Annotated in this window: 18 protein-coding genes; 6 read left to right on the forward strand and 12 right to left on the reverse strand. The window is 38.1% G+C overall.

Annotated elements, in window-relative coordinates; translation table 11 throughout:
* Together ABXH34_RS06535 and glnE are read right to left on the reverse strand one after the other, a co-directional pair.
* Positions 1 to 150: transposase (locus ABXH34_RS06535; protein WP_353571084.1), on the reverse strand; the 150-nt coding region annotated here is incomplete at its 3' end.
* A gap of 118 nt (positions 151 to 268) precedes the next feature.
* On the reverse strand, positions 269 to 3,130 hold the full coding sequence (gene glnE / locus ABXH34_RS06540) for a bifunctional [glutamate--ammonia ligase]-adenylyl-L-tyrosine phosphorylase/[glutamate--ammonia-ligase] adenylyltransferase (protein ID WP_353571062.1): 2,862 nt from the start codon (positions 3,128 to 3,130) through the stop codon (positions 269 to 271).
* Between the two features lie 601 nt (positions 3,131 to 3,731).
* Between glnE and ABXH34_RS06545 the strand changes: the two genes are divergently transcribed.
* Positions 3,732 to 3,938, forward strand: a complete 207-nt coding sequence (locus ABXH34_RS06545; protein WP_353571063.1) for a hypothetical protein — start codon at positions 3,732 to 3,734, stop codon at positions 3,936 to 3,938.
* Positions 3,939 to 4,233: 295 nt separating this feature from the next.
* Positions 4,234 to 6,396, forward strand: a complete 2,163-nt coding sequence (locus tag ABXH34_RS06550) for an ATP-binding protein (RefSeq protein WP_353571064.1) — start codon at positions 4,234 to 4,236, stop codon at positions 6,394 to 6,396.
* Between the two features lie 142 nt (positions 6,397 to 6,538).
* Here ABXH34_RS06550 and ampD read toward each other — a convergent pair whose 3' ends face one another.
* The gene (gene ampD / locus ABXH34_RS06555; RefSeq protein WP_353571065.1) at positions 6,539 to 7,102 is read right to left on the reverse strand and encodes a 1,6-anhydro-N-acetylmuramyl-L-alanine amidase AmpD; all 564 of its coding nucleotides are present in this window, start codon (positions 7,100 to 7,102) and stop codon (positions 6,539 to 6,541) included.
* A gap of 43 nt (positions 7,103 to 7,145) precedes the next feature.
* Here ampD and ABXH34_RS06560 point away from each other — a divergent pair, with 43 nt between their 5' ends.
* A complete protein-coding gene (locus ABXH34_RS06560) occupies positions 7,146 to 8,015 on the forward strand; it encodes a YicC/YloC family endoribonuclease (RefSeq protein ID WP_353571066.1) in 870 nt (289 codons plus the stop codon).
* Positions 8,016 to 8,113: 98 nt separating this feature from the next.
* Positions 8,114 to 9,544, forward strand: a complete 1,431-nt coding sequence (locus ABXH34_RS06565) for a sigma-54-dependent transcriptional regulator (RefSeq protein WP_353571067.1) — start codon at positions 8,114 to 8,116, stop codon at positions 9,542 to 9,544.
* Here the strand turns inward: ABXH34_RS06565 and rpsT are convergent.
* A complete protein-coding gene (rpsT, locus tag ABXH34_RS06570) occupies positions 9,541 to 9,816 on the reverse strand; it encodes a 30S ribosomal protein S20 (RefSeq protein ID WP_353571068.1) in 276 nt (91 codons plus the stop codon). The genes ABXH34_RS06565 and rpsT overlap by 4 nt on opposite strands.
* Positions 9,817 to 10,350: 534 nt before the next feature.
* Between rpsT and ABXH34_RS06575 the strand changes: the two genes are divergently transcribed.
* Positions 10,351 to 12,492 carry a response regulator gene (locus ABXH34_RS06575; protein WP_353571069.1) on the forward strand — a complete coding sequence of 714 codons (2,142 nt, stop codon included), beginning with the start codon at positions 10,351 to 10,353 and terminating at the stop codon, positions 12,490 to 12,492.
* Here the strand turns inward: ABXH34_RS06575 and ABXH34_RS06580 are convergent.
* Positions 12,476 to 13,198, reverse strand: a complete 723-nt coding sequence (locus tag ABXH34_RS06580) for an ABC transporter ATP-binding protein (RefSeq protein WP_353571070.1) — start codon at positions 13,196 to 13,198, stop codon at positions 12,476 to 12,478. The two genes, ABXH34_RS06575 and ABXH34_RS06580, sit on opposite strands and share 17 nt — an antisense overlap.
* Positions 13,198 to 13,983 carry an ABC transporter permease gene (locus tag ABXH34_RS06585; RefSeq protein ID WP_353571071.1) on the reverse strand — a complete coding sequence of 262 codons (786 nt, stop codon included), beginning with the start codon at positions 13,981 to 13,983 and terminating at the stop codon, positions 13,198 to 13,200. Before ABXH34_RS06585 ends, ABXH34_RS06580 begins: the two co-directional genes overlap by 1 nt.
* 187 nt (positions 13,984 to 14,170) lie before the next feature.
* Here ABXH34_RS06585 and glf point away from each other — a divergent pair, with 187 nt between their 5' ends.
* The gene (glf, locus tag ABXH34_RS06590; RefSeq protein ID WP_353571072.1) at positions 14,171 to 15,295 is read left to right on the forward strand and encodes a UDP-galactopyranose mutase; all 1,125 of its coding nucleotides are present in this window, start codon (positions 14,171 to 14,173) and stop codon (positions 15,293 to 15,295) included.
* Positions 15,296 to 15,346: 51 nt separating this feature from the next.
* On the opposite strand, the gene ABXH34_RS06595 is transcribed toward glf, so the two are convergent.
* From ABXH34_RS06595 to ABXH34_RS06620, 6 genes are all read right to left on the reverse strand, one after another.
* A complete protein-coding gene (locus tag ABXH34_RS06595) occupies positions 15,347 to 17,113 on the reverse strand; it encodes a tetratricopeptide repeat protein (protein ID WP_353571073.1) in 1,767 nt (588 codons plus the stop codon).
* 2 nt (positions 17,114 to 17,115) lie between these two features.
* Positions 17,116 to 18,477, reverse strand: a complete 1,362-nt coding sequence (locus ABXH34_RS06600; RefSeq protein ID WP_353571074.1) for an ATP-binding protein — start codon at positions 18,475 to 18,477, stop codon at positions 17,116 to 17,118.
* Between the two features lie 364 nt (positions 18,478 to 18,841).
* Positions 18,842 to 19,606: a pimeloyl-ACP methyl ester esterase BioH gene (gene bioH / locus ABXH34_RS06605; protein ID WP_353571075.1), complete on the reverse strand. Its 765-nt coding sequence runs from the start codon at positions 19,604 to 19,606 to the stop codon at positions 18,842 to 18,844.
* 17 nt (positions 19,607 to 19,623) lie between these two features.
* Positions 19,624 to 20,112: a CinA family protein gene (locus ABXH34_RS06610; protein ID WP_353571076.1), complete on the reverse strand. Its 489-nt coding sequence runs from the start codon at positions 20,110 to 20,112 to the stop codon at positions 19,624 to 19,626.
* Positions 20,113 to 20,120: 8 nt separating this feature from the next.
* Entirely contained in the window at positions 20,121 to 20,495 is a 375-nt protein-coding gene (locus ABXH34_RS06615) for a 4a-hydroxytetrahydrobiopterin dehydratase (RefSeq protein WP_353571077.1), read from the reverse strand.
* Between the two features lie 233 nt (positions 20,496 to 20,728).
* Positions 20,729 to 22,519 (reverse strand): ATP-binding protein, encoded by a 1,791-nt coding sequence (locus ABXH34_RS06620; RefSeq protein WP_353571078.1) that lies wholly within the window; start codon positions 22,517 to 22,519, stop codon positions 20,729 to 20,731.
* Between the last annotated feature and the right edge of the window lie 200 nt (positions 22,520 to 22,719).

Raw genomic sequence — 22,719 nt, forward strand, 5'->3', positions numbered from 1 at the left:
TCTTATCTCAAATGCTTCACAGGTCTGACGCACCAAATCCTTGACTCTTAATCCTACTTCTCCTGTTAACACTTGGTATCTATATTTCGTTACCCAAACGAAGTGATATTCGATGTTATATACTGTGTGGCTACCGTATCTGTATTCTATGTCTCATATTATAAGCCATTCTTGATAGCACTACCCAACAGTAAACTTTCAGGGGTAGCATAATGTTACCCCTTTTGATTATTTAGGATTGAGGATTAAATAATTTCTGCGTAACGACTTAACCCATCACTCTTTGCCATAAATACTGCACATTATTTTGATGTTCAGCAAATTTATCATGCTTCACTTGTGCCGATTTGTCTTGTAAAGCTAAACGATGAGTTTCAGCACGATAAGCACGATAAGCATTACCTAAACGTTCACAAGCTGATTCGGTTAACAAATCATGATCGACAAACTTACGTAACATCGGCAACATACCCGTAGTATCCAATAAACTTGGAAAATCCACAGCCCAACGCAATACACCATACTGAATCATAAATTCAATATCAACAACTCCACCAACACCTTGTTTAATATCAAATATTTCTTTGTTGCTCTTGTCTAAATTGTTACGCATTTTCTCACGCATATCACACACATCCTGTTTTAGCTTTTCAGGATCACGTTTTTGGGTAATCACTTTGCGTCGAATGGTTTCAAATTGATCCATGCAGACCTTATCACCTGCAATTGCACGGGCACGAACTAAGGCTTGATGCTCCCAAGTCCAAGCTTCCTCAAATTGGTATTTCTCAAATGAATCAAAACTGGCCACCATCATGCCAGCATTACCACCGGGACGTAAGCGAGCATCCACTTCATACAATGAACCCGCCGCCGTATTAGTGGTAATAATATGAATAATCCGTTGTGCCAACCGCATGAAAAATACACTGTTATCCACGCATTTTCCACCATCGGTCATTTGTTGGCTGCCATGACTATTGTGTACGAAAACAATATCTAAATCAGAACTATAACTTAATTCAATCCCACCAGACTTGCCATAACCAATCACACAAAATCCAGCAGTTTGTAATTCATTATCAAATTTAAATTGTGGTTTACCATGTTTGTGAGTGATAAAATTCCAGGCAATACTTAATGCTTTCTGCACAATGGTGTCAGCAATTGCACCTAAATAATCACTGGCCAATTCAACACTTAAATTACCCGATAATTCCGCCGCTGCAACATGTAACACATACGCACGTTTAAATTGGCGCAAACTATCCATTTGCATTTCTAAATCATCTAACGGTAAATGTGCCATTTGAGACTGTAAAGCACTGTCTAATTCATTGGGTTTCAGCGGGTCATACAAGCGTCTTGGGTCTAATAATTCGTCTAATAACAAAGGATAACGAGTTAGTTGAGTGGCAACCCATTGGCTAGAGACGCACAGTTTAACCAATTGTTGTAGCACTTGCGGACGCTCAATTAATAACGCCAAATACACTGAACGTTGGGCAATCGCGTTGATAAATTCTAAAGTGCGTAATAAGGCTAAATCTTTATTTTCGTCCTGGCTCGCAGTTTCCAATAATAATGGCATCACCGTATCTAAGCGTTGACGGGCACGATTGCTGAGTTTTTGTAAAGTATAGGAATTAGAAAACTCACGTAATTTTTTCAAGATATTTTCGGGTTGTTCATAGTCTACATCTACAAAGTATTGCACTACATCATCATTATCGAGTTGATTTTCCCATACACTTTGCCAAATACTATCCTGTTGTTGAGTTGGAGACTCTTCTACTTCTGGGGCAAACACTTGCTCAAACTGCCCATTGACAGCATCTAAATGTTTGGTCAATGCCAGCATAAATTCATCCCAGTGCGCATATCCCATTACATAAGCTAAACGTTGTTGGTTGAGTTCATCGCTGGGTAAGGTTTGAGTTTGTTGGTCATCAATGGCTTGTAAACGGTTTTCAGCCGTGCGTAAAAACCGATAAGCTTGCTCCAACTCGGTTGCATCTTGTTCCATCAATAATTCATATTCTTGCAATACAGCCAAGGTTTTTAATAAATTACGTTCTTGCAACGCGGGTTGACGACCGCCACGCATCAGTTGGAATAGCTGACAAGTAAACTCAACTTCTCGGATACCGCCACGACCCAATTTAATATTATTTTCCAAGCCTTTGCGATGTGCTTCTTGGTCAATCATTTCCTTCATACGCCGAAACTCACCAATCGAGTTGTAATCTAAATAGCGACGATAAACAAAGGGTTTCAACATATCAAGCAATGAGACACCTTGTTCAATATCACCTGCTACCGCACGGGCTTTGATAAACGCATAACGTTCCCAGTCACGAGCATGAGATTGGTAATAATCTTCCATCGCGGCAAAGTGCATAACTAAAGGCCCACTATCGCCAAATGGACGCAGACGCATATCAACCCGAAATACAAAACCATCGCCCGTCACTGTATTGAGCAGATGAATCACTTGCTGTCCAACCCGCAAAAAGAATTCTTGATTGGTTCGAGGTTTGCGTGGATGGTTGGTTTCACCACTTTCAGGATAGGCAAAAATCAAATCAATATCAGAGGAAAAATTAAGTTCACGTCCACCCAGTTTGCCCATACCCAGCACAATCATTTTTTGTACTTCACCTTCTGGGCTTAGTGGCGTGCCCCATTGTTTTTCCCATTTGGCATATTGGTAACGGGTGGCAGCATCAATTAGGGTATCGGCTAAATCAGACAATGCACGTAAACTTTCATCCAAACTAGCCCAACCTGCCATATCACGCCATGCAATTTTGCTCATTTCACGCCGTCGATAAGTTCGTAATTGCTGCATTACCTGATTTTCATCAGTCTCAACACTAAAATCGAGTTCAAATTTTTCATAGGGTTTAAGTAGGTAATCATCCGTGAGTAAATCATTTAACAAACCTGCTGACAAAATACAGCTTTTAGCAATAAAAGGGCTACAAGACCAGATTTTCTGAATACTGTCGAAAATGGGCTGATTTTGCTGAAGAGCTTGGATTAATTCTGGCGGTGCTTTTTGCTCAAAATCCGACCAAGCATATTGAAATGGGATTTGTAATAATTCAGGAAGCGATTGGACATCCATGAGGCATTCCTTATGATATTTGGGAGTTGCGTATTAAAGTTATTATTTTTTTGTAAATCGAAAATTCCTCTCGTAGTTTATCATTTTTCTGGGTTATTATTGGAGGGGATTGATTTGATGTTTGGTATTGAAGCGATAATAAATGCGATGATGCTTGATTGCATTTTAAGCTGCAAAGCTTATTCAGAATGATTTTGCGCAATTGTTTCGATTTTTTGCATTATTGAAAAGCAAACCAAAAACGATCAGCAATTTAGTGTATTGAATTATGTTGTTACTACCCATTCCCGTATATTACGTAACAATAAACCTTCCTCAAACAACTTAGCGCAACCGAACAAACTAAAATCATCTTAGCCTTTGACGAATACGAAGACCTGCACACCAAATTCCTGCAAAAATCACCCGAAACCACAGCCCAATGACTTGCCGCGATGCGTAGCTTCTGCAACAACAAACCCAAGCCATATTTCTATTCGTCGGCGCAATCCAATTCATCAATCTGAAAAATCCCAACTAGAATGAATACTTCCCGCAAGCCAAACAATTCCCAGTCGGCTACCTCAGCGCACAAGACACCACCAAACTGGTCACTGACATTGTGGATAAAATCTACCAACTCACCACAGGACATCCCGCACTAATTCAAACGATTTGCTACGAATTGGTACGCATTGCCAATATGGCTGCCCGAAAAAACATGACCATGGACGATTTAGAAACCATCACCGAAGAACAAATACTTAAACGTGATAACAGCATGATTAACATCTTCTGGACACAATTCTGTATGCCGCTCTTTCAATAATGGCTACAACTCTATAGAGAAATGTTGGAATAAATATGGCCTTAATCTACAAAAAAAATCATATACTTATCTCCGCTTGGAGCAAGCATGGATATAAGCTATCTTCTGTACTCTGTGAGCTTTCACTCTTACTTGAATGATGGTTTAGTACGGAAACATAACTTGTATTTATGCTTTTGCACACTTATATTTTAAAAATATAAGCTTAATTTGACTCCACTGCATTGTTCTACATTAGTGCGCTGGTAATTGTTTTGCACTGGCTATGTTATATTTGGTTGATTTTGGAGCAGTAATGCAAGCACGTCCACTACAAAAAATCCTTTATCAGCATTATCTATCCGCATCATTATTACCTGTCTTTGTGGTCGAGCTGCTGTTACTTTTACTTTACTTCAGCATTATTACGCTTATTACAACTGCAACCACAGACACCTTATTAGAAAAAGCCCGCCAAGACACGCATGAAATTGCGATTCGTGAAGCCCAAAAATTAAACCTTGAATTTAGAGAAGTTTCTACACTTGCTCGTTTTATACAAATGGAACAACAGCAGTTTTTCCTTGCGCCACAAGCCTATGGTTTGCCTAATGGGCGACCTCTATTTGATATTGCTGAAAACGGGGTATTTTTTAAATTTAATGATAATAGTGGCGCAAGTTTATATTATTCTTCACAAACAGAAATCAATGATAAAGCTTATGAAAAAGCCTTAAAAACCGAAGCATTTGATCCATTGTTGAAAAATATTGTGACCCATAATCCACATGCTATCTCGGCTTACTTTAATAGTTATGACAATATGAATCGGATTTATCCTTTTATTAACAATGTAGCCGAGCAGCTCGGTGCACATATGACAATGCAAGATTTTAATTTTTACTATGAGGCAGATGCAGAACATAATCCTGCACGACAGCCCGTTTGGACAGATGCTTATCTTGATCCAACAGGCCAAGGCTGGATGGTCTCCTGTATCGTGCCGATTTATTCAGGGAGCTTTTTAGAAGGGGTGTCTGGTATTGATGTGACTATCAAGCAATTCTCGGAAAATATTCTCACTTTAGATTTACCTTGGCAAGGCAGTGCTTTTTTACTCAATGAAGAAGGTGCAATTCTAGCAATGCCTGAAAGTATTGAGCATTACTTTGGCTTACAAGAATTAAAACACCATATTCACGACGCAACACTGACAGAAACTATTAAAAAACCAGAAAATTTCAATTTAACTAAGAACAAAGACTCTAATATTGCCAATAAAATAAAACATATCTTAGAAACAAAAAAGGATGTAAACGATTTTCAGCTTAAACAAAGAGATTTCTTACTGATTCAGGAAGTGATTGAAGAAACGGGATGGCGGCTTTTTGTCCTAATTGAAAAAAAGCAAATTTATGCCAGTGTTTATGAATTAGAGCAATTTGCTAAGCGGATTGGTTATGGTATGATTATATTTATGATATTGTTTTATCTGGTTTTTTTCTCGTATCTTATCCAAAAGTCACATCGCGTTTCAGCTCAAATTGCAACACCAATAACAGAACTTGCTAATGTGACCTCTCATTTTCATGAGCAACTGAAACAAGTCCAATTACCCTTCTCAAAATCCTATATTCTTGAAGTAAAACAACTGACTGATAATTTCAATCAGATGATATTAGAATTACAGGAATTATTTAATCATTTAGAATTAAAAGTGCAAAGCCGTACCCAACAAATTGAGCAGAAAAATCAAGATTTAGTGTTACTCAATCAAGAAAAAAATGAGTTTTTAGGGATTGCTGCTCATGATTTAAAAAATCCGCTACAAGCGATTCAAGGTTCAGCTCAACTAATTGAAATTACATTAGAAGATGAGGGTTTTGCAACAAAGTCAGAGGTGATTGAATTTGCCTACATGATTAATTTGAGTGCTGAACGCATGTTTGAATTAATTACTAATTTATTGGATGTAAATGCCATTGAATCAGGAAAAATCACACTAAATTTACGAGAAGTGGATATTCTGCCTATTTTACAAAAAGTAGTGACGGAATATACAAGAAAAGCCTTATTAAAAAATATTATTGTGCATTTTGAACCTCAATTAACTTGTTATACAACTTATGTTGATATTAATACCTTGCATCAAGTGTTAGACAATTTAATTTCTAATGCGGTGAAATATTCGCCACTCAACAAAAATATTCATATTCATATTTTCCATCAATCAACCCGTATCAGAATAGAAATTCAAGATCAAGGGCAAGGTTTAAGCCCTGAAGATCAGACTAAATTATTCGGCAAATTCACTCGTTTAACTGCTAAACCCACAGGGGATGAACATTCAACAGGCTTGGGGTTATTTATCGTGAAAAAATTAGTTACCGCTTTAAATGGCCAAGTATGGTGTGAAAGTGAGCAAGGACAAGGGGCAACCTTTATTTTGACTTTACCAATGACTAAAATTATTGATTAACAATAGCTCGGATATTTTTTATAACTGATTGTTTTTTGATATACTTTAAATCCCCAGTAAAAATATAAAATACTTTATTTTTCAAATAGTTATAATTTTAGCTATGGAAATTTTCAAAAACTGTTCAAAGTATTGATTGGGTTTAATTGTACAAAAGCCGTTCCCACTCAAACCATTTACCGGGATCGGTTTTGCGCTCAGGGGCAATATCACAATGGCCTACGATATGCTCTTGTTTAATTTGTGGGCAAGCTTGTTGTAATAACTTCACTAATTTGACTAGCTCAATATATTGAATATTCGTATACCCTAAATCATCACATCCTTCTAACTCAATCCCAATGGAAAAATCATTACACACACTACGTCCTTGAAAACAGGATTGACCTGCGTGCCAAGCTCTATCCCAAAATGACACATATTGTACAATTTCGCCCGTACGTCGAATCAAAGCATGAGCAGATACCCGTAAGTCCGCAATATCCGCAAAATACGGGTGCGCTTGAGGGTCTAAGCGATTCATAAACAAATCATCAATATAATCCTCGCCAAATTCACAAGGTGGTAAACTGATGCTATGAATCACTAATAAGTCAATTTCACTGTTTTTTGGCCTTTTATCACAATTAGCGGAAGGACAATGTCGGACATTTTCTAACCATCCTGTTGCTAAATCTAAGTTTATTGATTGCACTTTGGTCAACATAAATTTATCCTAGTCTACTTTGTCAAGCTGAAAGGAATGCGTCATGGTTCGTAGTATGACTGCTTTTGCACGGAAAGAGCAACAAGAACAATGGGGGCAAATATGCTGGGAACTGCGTTCTGTCAATCATCGCTACTTAGATATTAATATCCGATTACCTGAAGAATTCCGCAATGTTGAAGTCGCGATTCGAGAAAAAGTACAAGCTAAACTCAAGCGTGGCAAAATAGATTGCACTTTATATTTTAAAGAAAACTATGCAAATGATACCGATTTCACATTAAATACTTCAATCGTAAAAAAATTACTTGAAGCTGTAGCCAATATCAATACCTTGACAGGAGAAACTAAAACCCCTGCTGCATTAGATATTTTACGTTGGCAAGGTGTGATGGAAAACAACCAAGTTGACAATGAAGCATTGCAAGCGACGGTACTGCAACATTTTGCAGCGGCATTGGTCGAACTGATTATTCAACGTGAAAGAGAAGGTCAACAACTGGCAGAATTACTCAAGCAACGTTGTGAAACTATTTTAGAACAAGTAGCCAAAGTTAAAGCCATATTGCCTGAAATTTTACAAGCCCAACGTGAACGTTTACATACTCGCTTAGCAGAATTAACCGAGTTAAACCATGAACGAGTTGAACAAGAAATTGCTATCATTGCCCAAAAAATGGACGTTGCGGAAGAACTAGATCGGATGGGTGTACATATTGATGACATTCAAAATATTCTAGCTAAAGCTGAAGGCAATGCCATTGGTCGCCGTTTAGATTTTATGGTGCAAGAGCTACATCGAGAAGCCAATACCTTAGGTGCAAAATCGAATCATATCGATACTACTCGCAGCGCAGTTGATTTGAAAGTATTGATCGATCAAATGCGTGAACAGATTCAAAACATTGAATGAAGCATTTTTTCTAGCTAAATATTCATAACTGCTTTGACCTTAAGAAAGAAATACAATACATTACCCCACTTAGAAAGTACGTTGTAAGGATTTTAGGGATGCCTAAAGAATCACTACCAGAAGAAGACCAGTCAACCCCATCAGAAGAAGCCCGTTCATTGCGCATTTTAATTGTAGATGATGATGAAGTTATTTTAGTTATGGTGTCAGCATGGCTAGCTGAAGTAGGTTATGAAGTGAAAACTTGTAACACTGGCGAATCTGCGATGGAATTATTACCTGAATTCAGACCGCACCTTGTCATCACCGATTTACGGATGGATGATATGGATGGCATTACCTTATTAAAAGAAATTCAGCAATTTAACTCAGTATTACCCGTGATTATGTTAAGTGGTACGGCAGATATTTCCGATGCAGTCCGTGCAACACATCAAGGTATTTTTGAGTTTCTAACCAAATCAGATGACCTTCCAGAAAAATTATTGCACTGTGTAACCTCTGCTTTAAATCACGTTGGTGCATCCGATGCAAGTGAAAATAGTTTTGCACCTGAGATTATTCACCGTTCAACCTTGATGGCTAATTTATTAAATCAGGCCAAGCGAGTTGCCAGAGCCCGAAGCAGTGTTTTTATTGGTGGTGAAACAGGAACAGGTAAAGAATTATTAGCTAACGCGATTCACCGATCCAGTCCGCGTGCTAATGAAATGTTTTTAGCAGTTAACTGCGGCGCGTTATCAGAACAATTATTAGAATCTGAATTATTTGGCCATGAAAAAGGCGCGTTCACAGGTGCAGTTCGGAAAAATTTAGGATTATTTCAAGCCGCTCATGGCGGTACTTTATTTTTAGATGAAGTGGGCGATATGCCTGCAAGTTTGCAAGTGAAATTACTGCGCGTGTTGCAAGAAGGCCAAGTTAAGCCAGTCGGTGCGATTAACGGTGTTCCTATTGATGTGCGAATTATTTCAGCGACGCATCGAGATTTGGAAATGGAAGTGAAACGCGGGGAATTCCGCGAAGATTTATTTTATCGTTTAAATGTGATTCCGTTGTATATGCCATCGCTTAAAGAACGTGGTGAAGATATTCCATTGTTACTTGACCATTTTTTAAATTTACATTCGGAACAAGACGGCGAATCCTTGCGCTTTTCACCTGAAGCCTTAGATTATATGGCCTCATTACCTTGGCCGGGCAATGTGCGACAATTACAGAATGTGGTTGAACAGTGTAGCGTGTTATCGCCATCACCGATGATTCCATTGTCTTTAATCAAGCAAGCATTACGTCAGTCAGAAAATAAATTTCAAACTTTAGCTCAAGCGCAAAAAGAATTTGACCGAAATTATTTATTGCGAGTAATGAACATGGTTGCAGGTAACGAAGAACAAGCGGCTAATGTGACAGGTTGTGAACTTGCTGAATTAACTGAATTATTGAAGACTCACAATATTAATCCAGCCCGATTCCGCAAAGTAGTGGAAGAGGATGCCGCAGAGGAAGACAGCATCCATACTGTTTAAGCGGCTGCGGTCGCCATTTTTTTGATATGAGCATTAAGACGACTTTTATGTCGTGCAGCTTTATTTTTATGAATCAAGCCTTTACTAGCCATACGGTCAATGACAGGTACAGCAGTTTCATAAGCAGATTTAGCTGCTTCTAAATCATTTGATGCAATCGCAGTCACTGTTGCTTTAATGTAAGTACGCATCATCGAACGCATACTTGCATTATGTTGACGATGTTTTTCAGCTTGACGTGCGCGTTTTGCAGCTTGACGAGTATTAGCCAAAGTCATTCACTCCCTAAGTCGATTACTAATGAACAATTATCAATGACCAATTACTAAATTAGCAATGTCAATGAAAACCTGCAATTATCTAATGAATGTGCTTGCTTAGCAAGTATTTTTTCGTATTAAATAATCTATCTCTCCTTGTGACGGTTTCTAATCTCATGGGTTTTTCTCATTATAATTAGCTTAGAATGCGCTATTTAATTATTTGAACCATTTTTAAAATATCAAAATGACTTGAAAAAAGCTCAAAAGATACGATTTTTGCAAGTAATAAACTAAGCTGAGGGATGTTTTACCTATTTTGAATAACAGAGCACCTGACTGAATCAGTTCATTCCTACATAAGGAATAATCCTTCGTATTCGTCGTTTTTATATATTCTCGTTCTGTAGTAAAATTTAGGATATAGTCAAGCCCAGTAGCTTAAATTACAAATATTTATCATACTTTAAATAATGCTTTTAAGCTCTTCATTTAAAAAATGGAATTACAAAAAAATAATAAAGTTAGCACTTGGAGCAGCGGATAATGGAGTTGGATATAAAACAGGCTTTTCACATCTTGATTGTGGATGATAATAAAAATAATTTATTTACCTTAGATACATTGATAAAAGAGCATCTTGACGCGAAAATTGTACAAGCGGACTCAGGTATGATGGCACTAGGTATATTATTAAGAAATCCTGTTGATCTAATTATATTAGACGTGCAAATGCCTGAAATGGATGGGTTTGAAACTGCACAACTGATTCGTTCACGTAAAAAAACTTGTCATATTCCCATTGTATTTCTTACCGCAGCTTATAAATCAGAACAATTCAAACAAAAAGGCTTTGAGGTTGGTGGTGCTGACTATCTCACCAAACCGATCGATACACATCAACTGATTAATCGTATTAAATCTTACTTACGTTTTATCGACCAAGAAAGACAACATAAATTATTATTAGAAAAAACCGTCATTGAGCGAACCAAAGAATTAGAAGAAGCAAGAACCAATCTTGAACAGCGCGTATTAGAGCGAACCGCTGAATTGTTTGAAGCCAAAAATATAGCAGAAAAATTGCAATCTGAAGCAGAACACGCGAATCGTTCTAAAAGCCAGTTTTTAGCCAATATGAGTCATGAATTGCGCACCCCTCTCAACGCAATCATAGGTTATAGTGAATTGTTGCAAGAAGAAGCGGAAGAATTAGGATCAGAACAAGATTATTTCACTCCAGATTTGAAAAAAATCCATGGTGCTGGTGAACATTTATTGGGGTTGATTAATGATATTTTAGACTTGTCCAAAATTGAAGCTGGGAAAATGGAGCTAGAGCTAGAATCATTTGAAGTTGAAACTGTATTTAAAAATACAATGAATACGGTTCGACCGTTAGCAGAAAAAAATAGTAATAATGTCCATTTAGAAGTGATTGGCAAGCTTGGTGAGGTCTTTATGGATTCTACTAAACTGCGCCAAATTATATTGAATTTACTCAGTAATGCCTTGAAGTTTACAGAACACGGTATGGTTATTTTGCAAGTGACGCGTTGTGTTGATGCTGAAGGAGAATGGCTCAGTTTTTGTGTGATTGATGAAGGTATTGGCATGACTGACCAACAACTAAATAAGCTATTTCACCCTTTTACTCAAGCAGATGCTTCGACCACACGTCGTTATGGTGGCACAGGACTCGGTTTAGCCATTAGTAAAGAATTTATTGAAATGATGGGGGGACAGATTCAAGTAATGAGTGAGTTTGGCTACGGTAGTACATTTTCTGTTCGGATACCTTGCTACGCGGTTATTCAGCCGAAATTAGATACTGTACTTTATGAAAATAAAACTAAAAAAGAGGGTATTGTATTAGTTGTTGACGATGATGATAGCATCCTGTATTTATTTAAAGATTATCTGACTCATCTAGGCTATGCAGTGGCATTAGCTAAAAATGGTGAGGAGGGGCTTGTATTAGCCAATAAACTGCGTCCTGATGCTATTTTATTAGATGTTTATATGCCTGAACCTTATAACGGTTGGTGGGTATTAGATAAATTAAAGCAAAATAGTTTGTTAGCAGATATTCCCGTGATTACGACCTCAGGTTTGGAGACCTCTGAAGCAAAAAGTCTGAGCCTAGGCGCAATTGATTATCTATCAAAACCTGTGCAGGCCAGCCAATTAGGAGCTATCCTTGCGAAACATCGCGTTGCATATAGCGGGCAAAATAAGCTTGTTATGATCGTTGAAGATAGTGAAGTCTGTAGAGAAACCACCGCAGAGATGTTACATAATGTGGGTTGGCGGGTATTTAAAGCAGAAAATGGACAAGTGGCTTTAGAACATTTAGCTAAAAAACAACCTGATTTGATTTTATTGGATTTGAATATGCCTGTAATGGATGGCTTTCAATTTTTAGAAAGATTACAAAAAAATGCCTATTGGTCAAAAATTCCTGTTGTGGTGCTAACTTCGCAAGAATTAACTGATAAAGAAAAAAACTTTTTACGCATTAATACCCAAGCCGTTTTTGATAAAAGTGAACAAAATATCCAGAATCTATTACAAGGATTGCATGGCTTGTTAGATCAAGTGTTACCCAACAAGCCCGTTATTCAGACCACATCCAATGAACAACGTTTAGAATCCATTGTCAAACAACATGTTAAGCGGCCGGAGTAGGTTGTTTTAAAGCACCCATATAAGCCGCTAATACCGTCTCTGGATCGCCTTCTAAAAGGGTTTTACCTTCTTCAATCCATACTAGGCGCGTACATAGACTTTGAACTAAACTGGTTTGATGCGAGACAAAGACTACGGTTTTATTCGATTGCATTTTTTCAAACATGGCCGCCGTCGACTTTAACGCAAATTCTGCATCACCCACGCCTAACACTTCATCGACCAACAAAATATCAGGGTCGGCATAATAAGCAACAGAAAAACCTAAGCGTGCACCCATACCTGATGAATAAGTAATCACAGGCTGGTCAATAAATTCACCTAACTCAGAGAATTCAATAATATCGGGTAATCTCGCTTCGACTTCTTTACGTGACATACCCATCAACATGCCACTGAGTACCGCATTTTCACGGCCTGATAAATAGGGAATAAAGCCCAGTTGCATTGCCAAAAGTGAGGCTTTATGATCGATCAGTTTTTGCAATGAGCCTCTGTCTGGTTTTAAAATTCCTGCAAGCAATTGTAATAACGTACTTTTACCTGCACCATTGCGCCCGATAACACCCAAGGTTTCGCCTTGATAAATACTAAGCGACACATCTTTCAAAGCCCAAAACGCATCACCGCCACGGCCTAAAAAGCCGCCTTTACGCTGATAGCTAATACCAATATTATCCAATTGTAAAATTTTCCGATTACTCATTATATAGTCACCTTTGGATAAGTATATTCAAAATGGGCAATCAGGCGAATGCTTAGAAATAATCCAATGCTAGAAACCAAGCCGATTAAAAGTAACAATCCAAAGTTTGGCCATTGGTTATACATCAAGATGTCACGGAAGCTTTCAATTAAGCTGGCCATTGGATTGAGGTAGTAATAAATACGATATTGTTCAGGAATCGATTCTGAGGCAAAGAAAATACCTGAGGCAAAAAAGACCGCTTGTAACACCTTTTCAATTACAAATCGAATATCAGGTAAAAACGGTACGATAGCAGCTAAAAAGAAGGTTATCGCCATGATAAAAATCAATTGAACCAATAGCACAAATGGTAAGGCTAAATAAGCTAAACCTATCCCAAAACCTGAAATCCACAGATAAACCAGCAAAATAGCAAAAATAAATAAGAATTTAGTCGAATCGGTCAAAATCAGAATGATGGGGAAAATCACTTTAGGCAAATGCACACTTTGCATCAGCCCACGATAGCCCAGAATGGACTCTGAACCATGTGCCAGACAAGATTGCATCCATTGCCAAGCTGTCAGGCCAACCAATAAAAAAGGTACAAAATTATCGGTTTTGCGCCCCATGAAAACGGCAAATACCACATAGAATACAAACATGTACATGATAGGTTCAAAAACCCACCACAAAAAACCCAAATAAGTGCGCTCGGTTTCAGCACGTAAATCTGCATAGGTTTTATACAGGATTAACTCTAAATAGGAATGATAAAGTTTAAGTTGATTTGGTGTCAGCATATATAAAAAAGTCTAGTGTAGAAAATAGTAGGAATATGGGGACAATAAACACAAAATACTAACTAATTGCAAATGGTTTTTCCAACTATTTCTATATTTGAGATAACAACAAATTAGCGGTCAATGCCATATCAGTGCAAAATGAACGGTGTATAATAAAATTTTTTAGTTAAGTTAAGGATTGATAATGAAAGTTGATTGGCTCATCGTGGGCGCGGGCTTTACAGGAGCAGTGTTAGCAGAACGTATCGCTTCACAGTTAAATAAAACCGTTTTAGTCGTAGATCAACGCAATCATATTGGTGGTAATGCGTATGATTATTATGATGAAAATGGGGTTTTAATCCATGAGTATGGCCCTCATATTTTCCACACTAATGCAAAACACGTTTGGCAATATTTGAGTCAATTTACTGATTGGTATCATTATTACCATCAAGTGCTTGGTGTTGTCGATGGTAAACAAGTTCCGATTCCGTTTAACATTAACTCGTTATATGCTTTATTTCCCAAGGATTATGCGGATAAATTAGCCAATCAGCTCGTTGAGCAATACGGTTTTAACGTCAAAGTGCCGATTTTGAAAATTCGTGAAACCGCACAAGGTAATGATCTCAAGTTTTTAGCGGACTATATTTATCAAAAAGTATTTCATCATTACACCTTAAAGCAATGGGATTTGACCCCTGAGGAATTGGGTGCGGCGGTAACGGCTCGCGTTCCTATTAATATCAGTCGTGATGACCGTTATTTCCAAGATACTTATCAAGGCTTGCCAAAACGCGGTTATACGATGTTGTTTAAAAATATGTTACGGCATAAAAATATCCGCTTATTGCTCAATACAGATTATCAGGATATTGCGAATGATATTCAGTGCGAACGGATGATTTTCACAGGGCCTATTGATGTATTTTTCAGTCATATGCACGGGGAATTGCCTTATCGTAGTTTGCGGTTTAATTTCCGCCATACGACTCAAGATTTGATGCAAAGTGTGGGTACGGTGAATTATCCAAATGAATATGAGTTTACCCGTATTACTGAATTTAAACATTTAACGGGGCAACAAGTGGCGGGTTCGACTTTGGTTGAAGAATATCCACAGCCACATGTTCATGGTGAGACGATTCCTTATTATCCGATTCCTAAAGATGAATACAAAGCTTTGTATCGGAAATATCAAGCGGAAGCTGAAAAATTAAAAGAGAAAGTAATTTTTGCAGGGCGTTTAGCTGATTATCAATATTACAATATGGATCAAGCGATTGCGCGGGCTTTAAGCTTATTTGAAAAAGAAGTGTGTGCCTAAATTATCTAGGACTGGCAGCCTTTTAAGGAACGCTAGTCCTGAACAATTTCTTTATTCTTCTCCAATCAATGCCCAAAAACGCGGATCATTATGTAATGGTTTGAAGTCGTCATCTGTTTTAGCCATTTCTTTATATTTTTTTAGTTTAATGGCTTTTTTTAAAGTTTGCAGTGCTTCTTCAGTTTTTCTCCATAAGCTATATGTACAGGCTTTGTTGTACCAAGCTTTATGCTCATCAGGCTTAATGTTGAGAGCCTTATCATAGCTGGCGATTGCTTCTTCATAACGTCCTAATTCATTGAGTGCAAAGCCGCGATTGTTCCAAGCTTCATACATATCAGGCTTGATGTTGAGAGCCTTGTTATAGCTGGCGATTGCTTCTTCATTACGTCCTAATTCATCAAGTGAAAAGCCGCGATTGTACCAAGCTGCATCATCATCGGGCTTGATGTTGAGAGCCTTATCATAGCTAGCTATCGCTTCTTCATTACGTCCTAATTGACCAAGTGCATTGCCGCGATTGTTCCAAGCTGCATTATCATCAGGCTTGATGTTGAGAGCCTTATCATAGCTGGCGATTGCTTCTTCATAACGTCCTAATTCATTGAGTGCATTGCCGCGATTGTTCCAAGTTGCATCATAATCGGGCTTGATGTGGAGAGCCTTGTCATAGCTGGCTATCGCTTCTTCATTATGCCCTAATTGACCAAGTGCAAAGCCGCGATTGTTCCAAGATATATAATCAGGCTTGATGTTGAGAGCCTTGTCATAGCTGGCTATCGATTCTTCATTACGTCCTAGTTGACCAAGTGCATTGCCGCGATTGTACCAAGCTTCATGCTTATCAGGCTTAATGTTGAGAGCCTTGTCATAGCTGGCTATCGCTTCTTCATTACGTCCTAATTGACCAAGTGCATTGCCGCGATTGTTCCAGGCTTTATAGTTATCAGGCTTGATGTTGAGAGCCTTGTCATAGCTGACTATCGCTTCTTTATAACGTCCTAACTTACCAAGTGCAAAGCCTTGAATGTACCAAGCTACATCATCAGACTTTATATCCAAAAATTCATCAACAGCTTCGAGCATTTGCTTATAGTTTTCTTGCAAAGAAAGTATTTTTATTTTTTCAAGAATTAAATCCGCTTTTTCAGCCTGTTCAGGTTGGAGTTCATCAAGATAGCCTTCTATTTCAAATAAGCGACATATCCTGTCTACATTTGTTAGATTTTGATAATTTTCAAAGTCATTATTTTCAATGATTTCCTTATAGCCTTTCCTAAATGCTTCCAACTCAGTCGGAAACTTAAACTTCCCTTCTCGCCAATCAAAAAAATCTGCCGCCCGCCGTATAAAATACTTCATCCCAAACGGTGGCAACAAAAACACCAAATTCAATTCAGGATAATCTGCTTGTAACTTCTCGCGCCCCAAATTCAAACAACCCAACACCCTTGGCACAGAATCTTCCCTATAATAACTTCCCTGCCCACCTGTCCCCGCACCAACATACTGCACAAAAGACCGCTCCAACCCCATCACAAACAATACATCCACATCTTGTAGATTAGCCTTTCCCAACTCAGGCAATAAATCATCCACAGGATCAGATAATTCCAACAATTGACACTGCTTCTGTCCCAACAAATCCGCTGTCAAACGACCATACAAATACTTTCCTTGCGCTGGCGAACATTCAACAAAAAACAACCCAAACCTCTCCGACCAACTCACCCCATTCAACAAACTTTGATATTCCAACTCACGTTCTGCTTGAGTATCACCCCCACCATAACACTCAACCTGATCCGATAAAGTCATGATTATTCATCCTTCGTTTCCAATTGCTCTAATGCTTCTTTAGCCCGCTTAAACTGCTCAATCGCCACAATCAATGGATGTACATCATGCCACTTCGAATTTTTCGACTCATCCAAAGAAGCTGACTGATACTCCAACACACTGCGATTAAACAACAACTGTCGATAATCCTGCTCATTCAAAATTTGCTGACTCTGATACACCACCGCCAACCGCGCCCAATCCTCCTCATCAATCGCATCCGCATACGCCTCTCGCTCCCGAATCACCGCCCGTGTCGCTGCCTTCTCCGCATCCTTAAATTGGGGCAAATGCCGTAATGTCCCCTGCAACAACTTCATCAAATCGCGCAAATGCCCTCCGCTCAACAAACACAACTCGCGCACCACCGCCTCATCACCAAACACCGCCTTAATCCCATATTCCGCAGCAGCCTGTTGCATTCGTTTCTCCAACAAATCTAAAAACACCACCAAACCCGCCTCAAACGGCTCACGACTATCACGCTCCTTCACCGTAATCATTGGTAATCGCCCCATATTCTCATAACGATCTTTTAACAACGTCCCCTGCTCCGAATATACCAACGAAATCGGTACGGTATAAATCACATGGCAATTCAACGCCGTCAACTGTTCCACCCGATCAATAAAAATGTCCTCATGATTGGTTTTTTTCTTCTTCTCATCATAAATCGGTACAATCCGATCCAAGTTATCCACAATTAATACTAAATTCGTCGCTTCAATTCCACTATGCGAAGCCTCTGCAATAAACTCGTTCAACGCATCTAACAAATCCACCGTATGCGGATCAAGCCGATCCCGAATCTGCTTCCGTGCCGAAGGGCTGCCGCGTAAAGTCGCTGTCAACTTAGTAAATGCCGCCTCAATCTCCACCTGCCCCGCCAGCTCAATATTAATCTCCGTCTGCGAAAAATCCTTTAACAAAGTCCAACATTTCTTCAACCAAGTCCCCAGCGGCGCAGAATTTGTCGTATTTAAGTGCTTAATCAATTGCCGAGTACAAGCCAACAAAATATCGGTATAACGTGCATCCTCAGGATCAATATCCCCCTCATCTGCTGCAAAATACACCACAACATATTCTTGCTGCTCCAAATGCTGCTTTAAACGCAACAACTCAGTCGATTTTCCCGCACCGCGATGCCCCGCATACAACTGACAAGTCGGCTTATCTGACCACTCAATATGCTGCCCAATATCGCGCAAAATATTGCTATCGCCCCGTACTGCTTGCAGATCAACATATAAGTTCCATTCCTCTGGAATATCAGGATGTAATGGCGTGGGATCAAAAGCGTTATACAATTTTTTCAAGATTTTTGGATCAGTCAGTGGCATTGCGACATCCTTTGTAGATATTCAAATCATTAGTAACACTCTAACATGCTGACTAATAGCAATAAATACTCAATTTAACAAAAAGCTTTATTGGTTATAAGGCTTCAGACTATTATGAAATGGCAAGTGGCGAACGGTAGAATTTTGTTCTGTTTCGAATGTCTAAATTGGGTGATGATTTACTTGATAATTATAATAGTTAGTTTTGGTTTATATATGAGGACTGGCAGTCCTATTATTGTTTAAATATCAATCAGTTTTAAAGTCTAGGACTGCCAGTTCTGTATCACTTTAAAGTAAAACGACCATAGCTTTTTTTCAGAAAATGATAGCGTAAAAATTTGATATTATTACTGTTTTAAATCTATTGCTGACGCGCTAAAAAATCATCCATTATTGAACAAAACTCATCAAAATGAGATAAAAATGGAATATGAGCTGCCGAGCGCATTTTTACAATTTCCAAATTTGACCATAACGCTTGACACGGTTCAGCCATCTTGATTGGCACAAGCGCATCATGTGTTCCTAAACATAGCAAACTTGGGGCTTGAATCGCTTTTAATTCAGCCCGCAAATCAGTTTTAAACAAAAAATCCAAGCTACTTTGCAACGCATCCAAATGCGGATAACCCGCTGTTTTTAATAATTGATGCAAATGGCGTAAATCATGTCGTGCTTCAGGACTATTTTTAACTTGTAAAGCCAAAAATCGTTTCAATGTCCCAATACTATCTGCTTGTAAATTCTGCCCAAATTGTTGTAATACTGCTGTTTGCATGGCATGAGGCCAATCTGGTTTTTGCTCAAAACAAGGAGAACTACCAATCAACAATAAGCAGCGTACATATTCAGGTTGCCAACGCGCCATAGCCATGGAAAGTAAACCGCCTAATGACCAGCCAATCCAAACGGCATTTTTAGGCAACTTTGTAGCAAATTGTTCTAATAGCACATCTATATCATAATCACATAAATCACTTTGACCATGTCCCGGTAAATCAATTTGCCACACTTCCCAGTTTTGCGCTAAATAGGGAGCGACTTGATACCAAATACTATGATTGAAACCCCAACCGTGTAGTAAAACCACAGGCTGGCCTTGACCTTGTTTTGAAATATGTAGCATGTTGGCAATATTATGAATTATGAATTATGAATTATGAATTGAGTCAAACCTTGTAACGCAGCTTCTACCGCTTGCTGTCTGACTTGATGTCGGCTGCCTTCGAATTGAAAACATTGTGCTTCAGATTTTTCAGCTATTGCCCAAGCAATACACACCGTGCCAACAGGTTTATCAGGCGTGCCACCACTTGGCCCTGCAATGCCACTGATTGCAATGCTGGTTTGCGCATGACTGTTTTGAATTGCTCCCTGCACCATCGCTAATACGGTTGCTTTACTGACTGCACCATGTTGTTTTAAAATGGTTTTAGACACATTAAGCATCTCTTGTTTGGCTTGATTTGAATAAGTCACAAAACCACGGTCAAACCATGTTGAGCTGCCAGCAATTTCAGTGACAATCTGTGACACCCAACCACCTGTGCATGACTCCGCCGTTGCTAATTTCCATTGGCGGGTTTGTAATGCTTGCCCTAAGTCATGTGCAAGTTGAGAAAGTGTCGTCATAGTTTGTTTTAAATCGCAGCGTGGGTTTTATAAGGAGTCGATTCGACAGGTTTTCCAAATAAACTATCAATTTTTGCAGCACAAATAAAGTCATTTTCAGATAAACCACCAATCGCATGAGTACTGTAGCGTACTTGGCACGTCTTGTAACTAAATGCAACATCAGGATGATGATCTTCTTGATGTGCAACCCAAGCCACTGCGTTTACAAATGCCATGGTTTCGTGAAAATTCTTAAATGTAAATTGGCGGCTGATCTCGGTATCATTTTCAGCTAAATTCCAGTCTATTACTTCAGTCAACATGGCTTTAGCTTCCTGTGAATTTAAGGGTTTAATACCGCCTTCACATGGTTTGCAGGTTTTTGCTGTTAAGTCACTCATTATTAACGCCTTCGAGTCAGTCAAGATTTTATAATGGCAACACCTTTGGCAAAGTCATTTAAAACTTTGAACACGATTGCTGACATTGGTTAATGCCTATTCTTGTAATACAGTTGAATAGTCTTAAACGATAACGATACAGTAAGTCATTAAGGTTGTTTAGCCACATCACAAGCCTTTGAGATCAAATTCATGATAAATAGGTTAAATATCAGCAATCAAATAGATAAACATTAAGTTTTTAAACCAGAATGAACAAACTCAGCAATAAATGTTGAACCATGGCCTAATTGACTTTCACACCAAACTTGACCTTGCATCGCATCAACAAGTTTTTTAACAATAAACAAGCCTAAACCTGTGGAATGTTCATCACCTGTTGGTTTCGAGCTGAGACGAGCAAATTTACCAAATAACTTAACCTGCTCTTCTGGACTAATCCCAGTTCCTTGATCTTGTATTTCAATTCTAATCTGACCTTGATTATCAGAAATTTGAATATACACAGTTTTACCATAAGGTGAGTATTTTACTGCATTGGATATTAAATTATCCAGCACTTGGCGCAAAGCAGCCATATCGACATATGCAGAATAATGAGTTTTCGATGCTGAAAAATGTATCGTAATATTTTTTGCTTGAGCTTTTTGGCTATATTCGTTCACAACAGTTTGTAGCATTGGCAAAATATCAGTGTTTTGTAAATTGATTTTGACATTTCCTGATTCAATCGTATTCACATCTAACAAGTTGGTAATCAAAGCAAACATGCGTTCAACGCTACCTGTAATCATTTGTGTAAAATCGATCATATCGGCCTTACATTCTGGTTTACAGCTATTTTCCTCTTCTTTTAATATTAGCTCAATCAGTTCCGCTGAACCTTGGATCGCTTGCAATGGATTTTTTAAATCATGTGCCGCAATTCCTAAAAATTCATTTTTGTCTTGGTTTAAACGGGTCAAATGCTTATTTTTTTCTGCAATTAACTTGTTATTATTGCTCTTATGATAAAGAAACATAAAAATCAATCCATTAGTAAACGTAATGCTTATCAATAAAATCATAAACTCAGTGCGCAAATGATATAAACGATTGTCAGGGCTATAAGTCATCACATAAGCAACATGTTGTTTTTGTACATTATCAATTGGATAAAATACCATTTCATAAAAAGTACTGCGTAATTGGATATTTTTCACAAAGGCTTGGCCTGAATTTAATTCCTCATGTAAAGTTTCTTTCATTTTATCTGTGAGTAAATGCAAAATAGGATCAGATATGCTTTCTTGCTGTTTGATTTTAGTATTTTCACATAAAAAATGTCGATCCAAGACACAAGGCACATAATTACCTAATTCTGATTTAAATAGCTTTTGTGCAACGACCTCTTTCCTCAACATAATATCGTAGTCTAAGCCATATACTTTTTTAACTTCGTTACGAATAGCATCAAAAGACACACTGGTTTCTACACTGCCAATATGTTGTTTACCATCAAATAGTGGAAAAACATAACGAAATCCATTGAAAATTTTACCTTCTTCAAAGCCTTGTGATTTTTGTTTATACAGGTTTGTATTGGAAACGGAATAGCGAACTTTAGATAAATTATCACCAAATTTCTGTGGTTTGTGAAAACGCAGAAAACTGGTATTGTCTGGTAAATGAAAATGTAATTGACGTAGGTTTTTTTGCTTCAAACGTTGATAGGTTGGGTCAAGTTCTGAAAATAACTGCTGACGAATATCGATTTGTTGTTCGGTCGTCGCAGTATGGGCTTGCTTGAAAATATCAATAATTTTCGGGGTGTTAATCACTTCATCATACAAGGTTTGAGAGACCATTGCATAACCATTAATCGTAGTACGAAAAGCGGTGTCAATTTTATCGATGACTTCTTTGCCGTACTGTTGTTCATAACTTTGATAAAAATACCATACTCCTGAAAGAATCAATGCTTCCATGAATAAAAAGAGTAAAAAATATCGACTGGTTAAAAATTTTTTATAGATTATGTTCATATTTAATACATTGTTTAAAACCCTCGTACACTATTATATAACACCCATAAATAAACATGTCATTCAAAATATCTTATGAAAATAGATGTATTCTATATACTTACTAAAACATAATATGTTCACAGCTTTGATCTATGCTGTTTTCCAGTCTCATATCCCTCTATCAATTTCTCGCTACCACTCAGTTTTTTCCTCTTCTA

The sequence above is a fragment of the Candidatus Albibeggiatoa sp. nov. BB20 genome (genome assembly GCA_016744725.1).
Lineage (GTDB): Bacteria > Pseudomonadota > Gammaproteobacteria > Beggiatoales > Beggiatoaceae > Albibeggiatoa.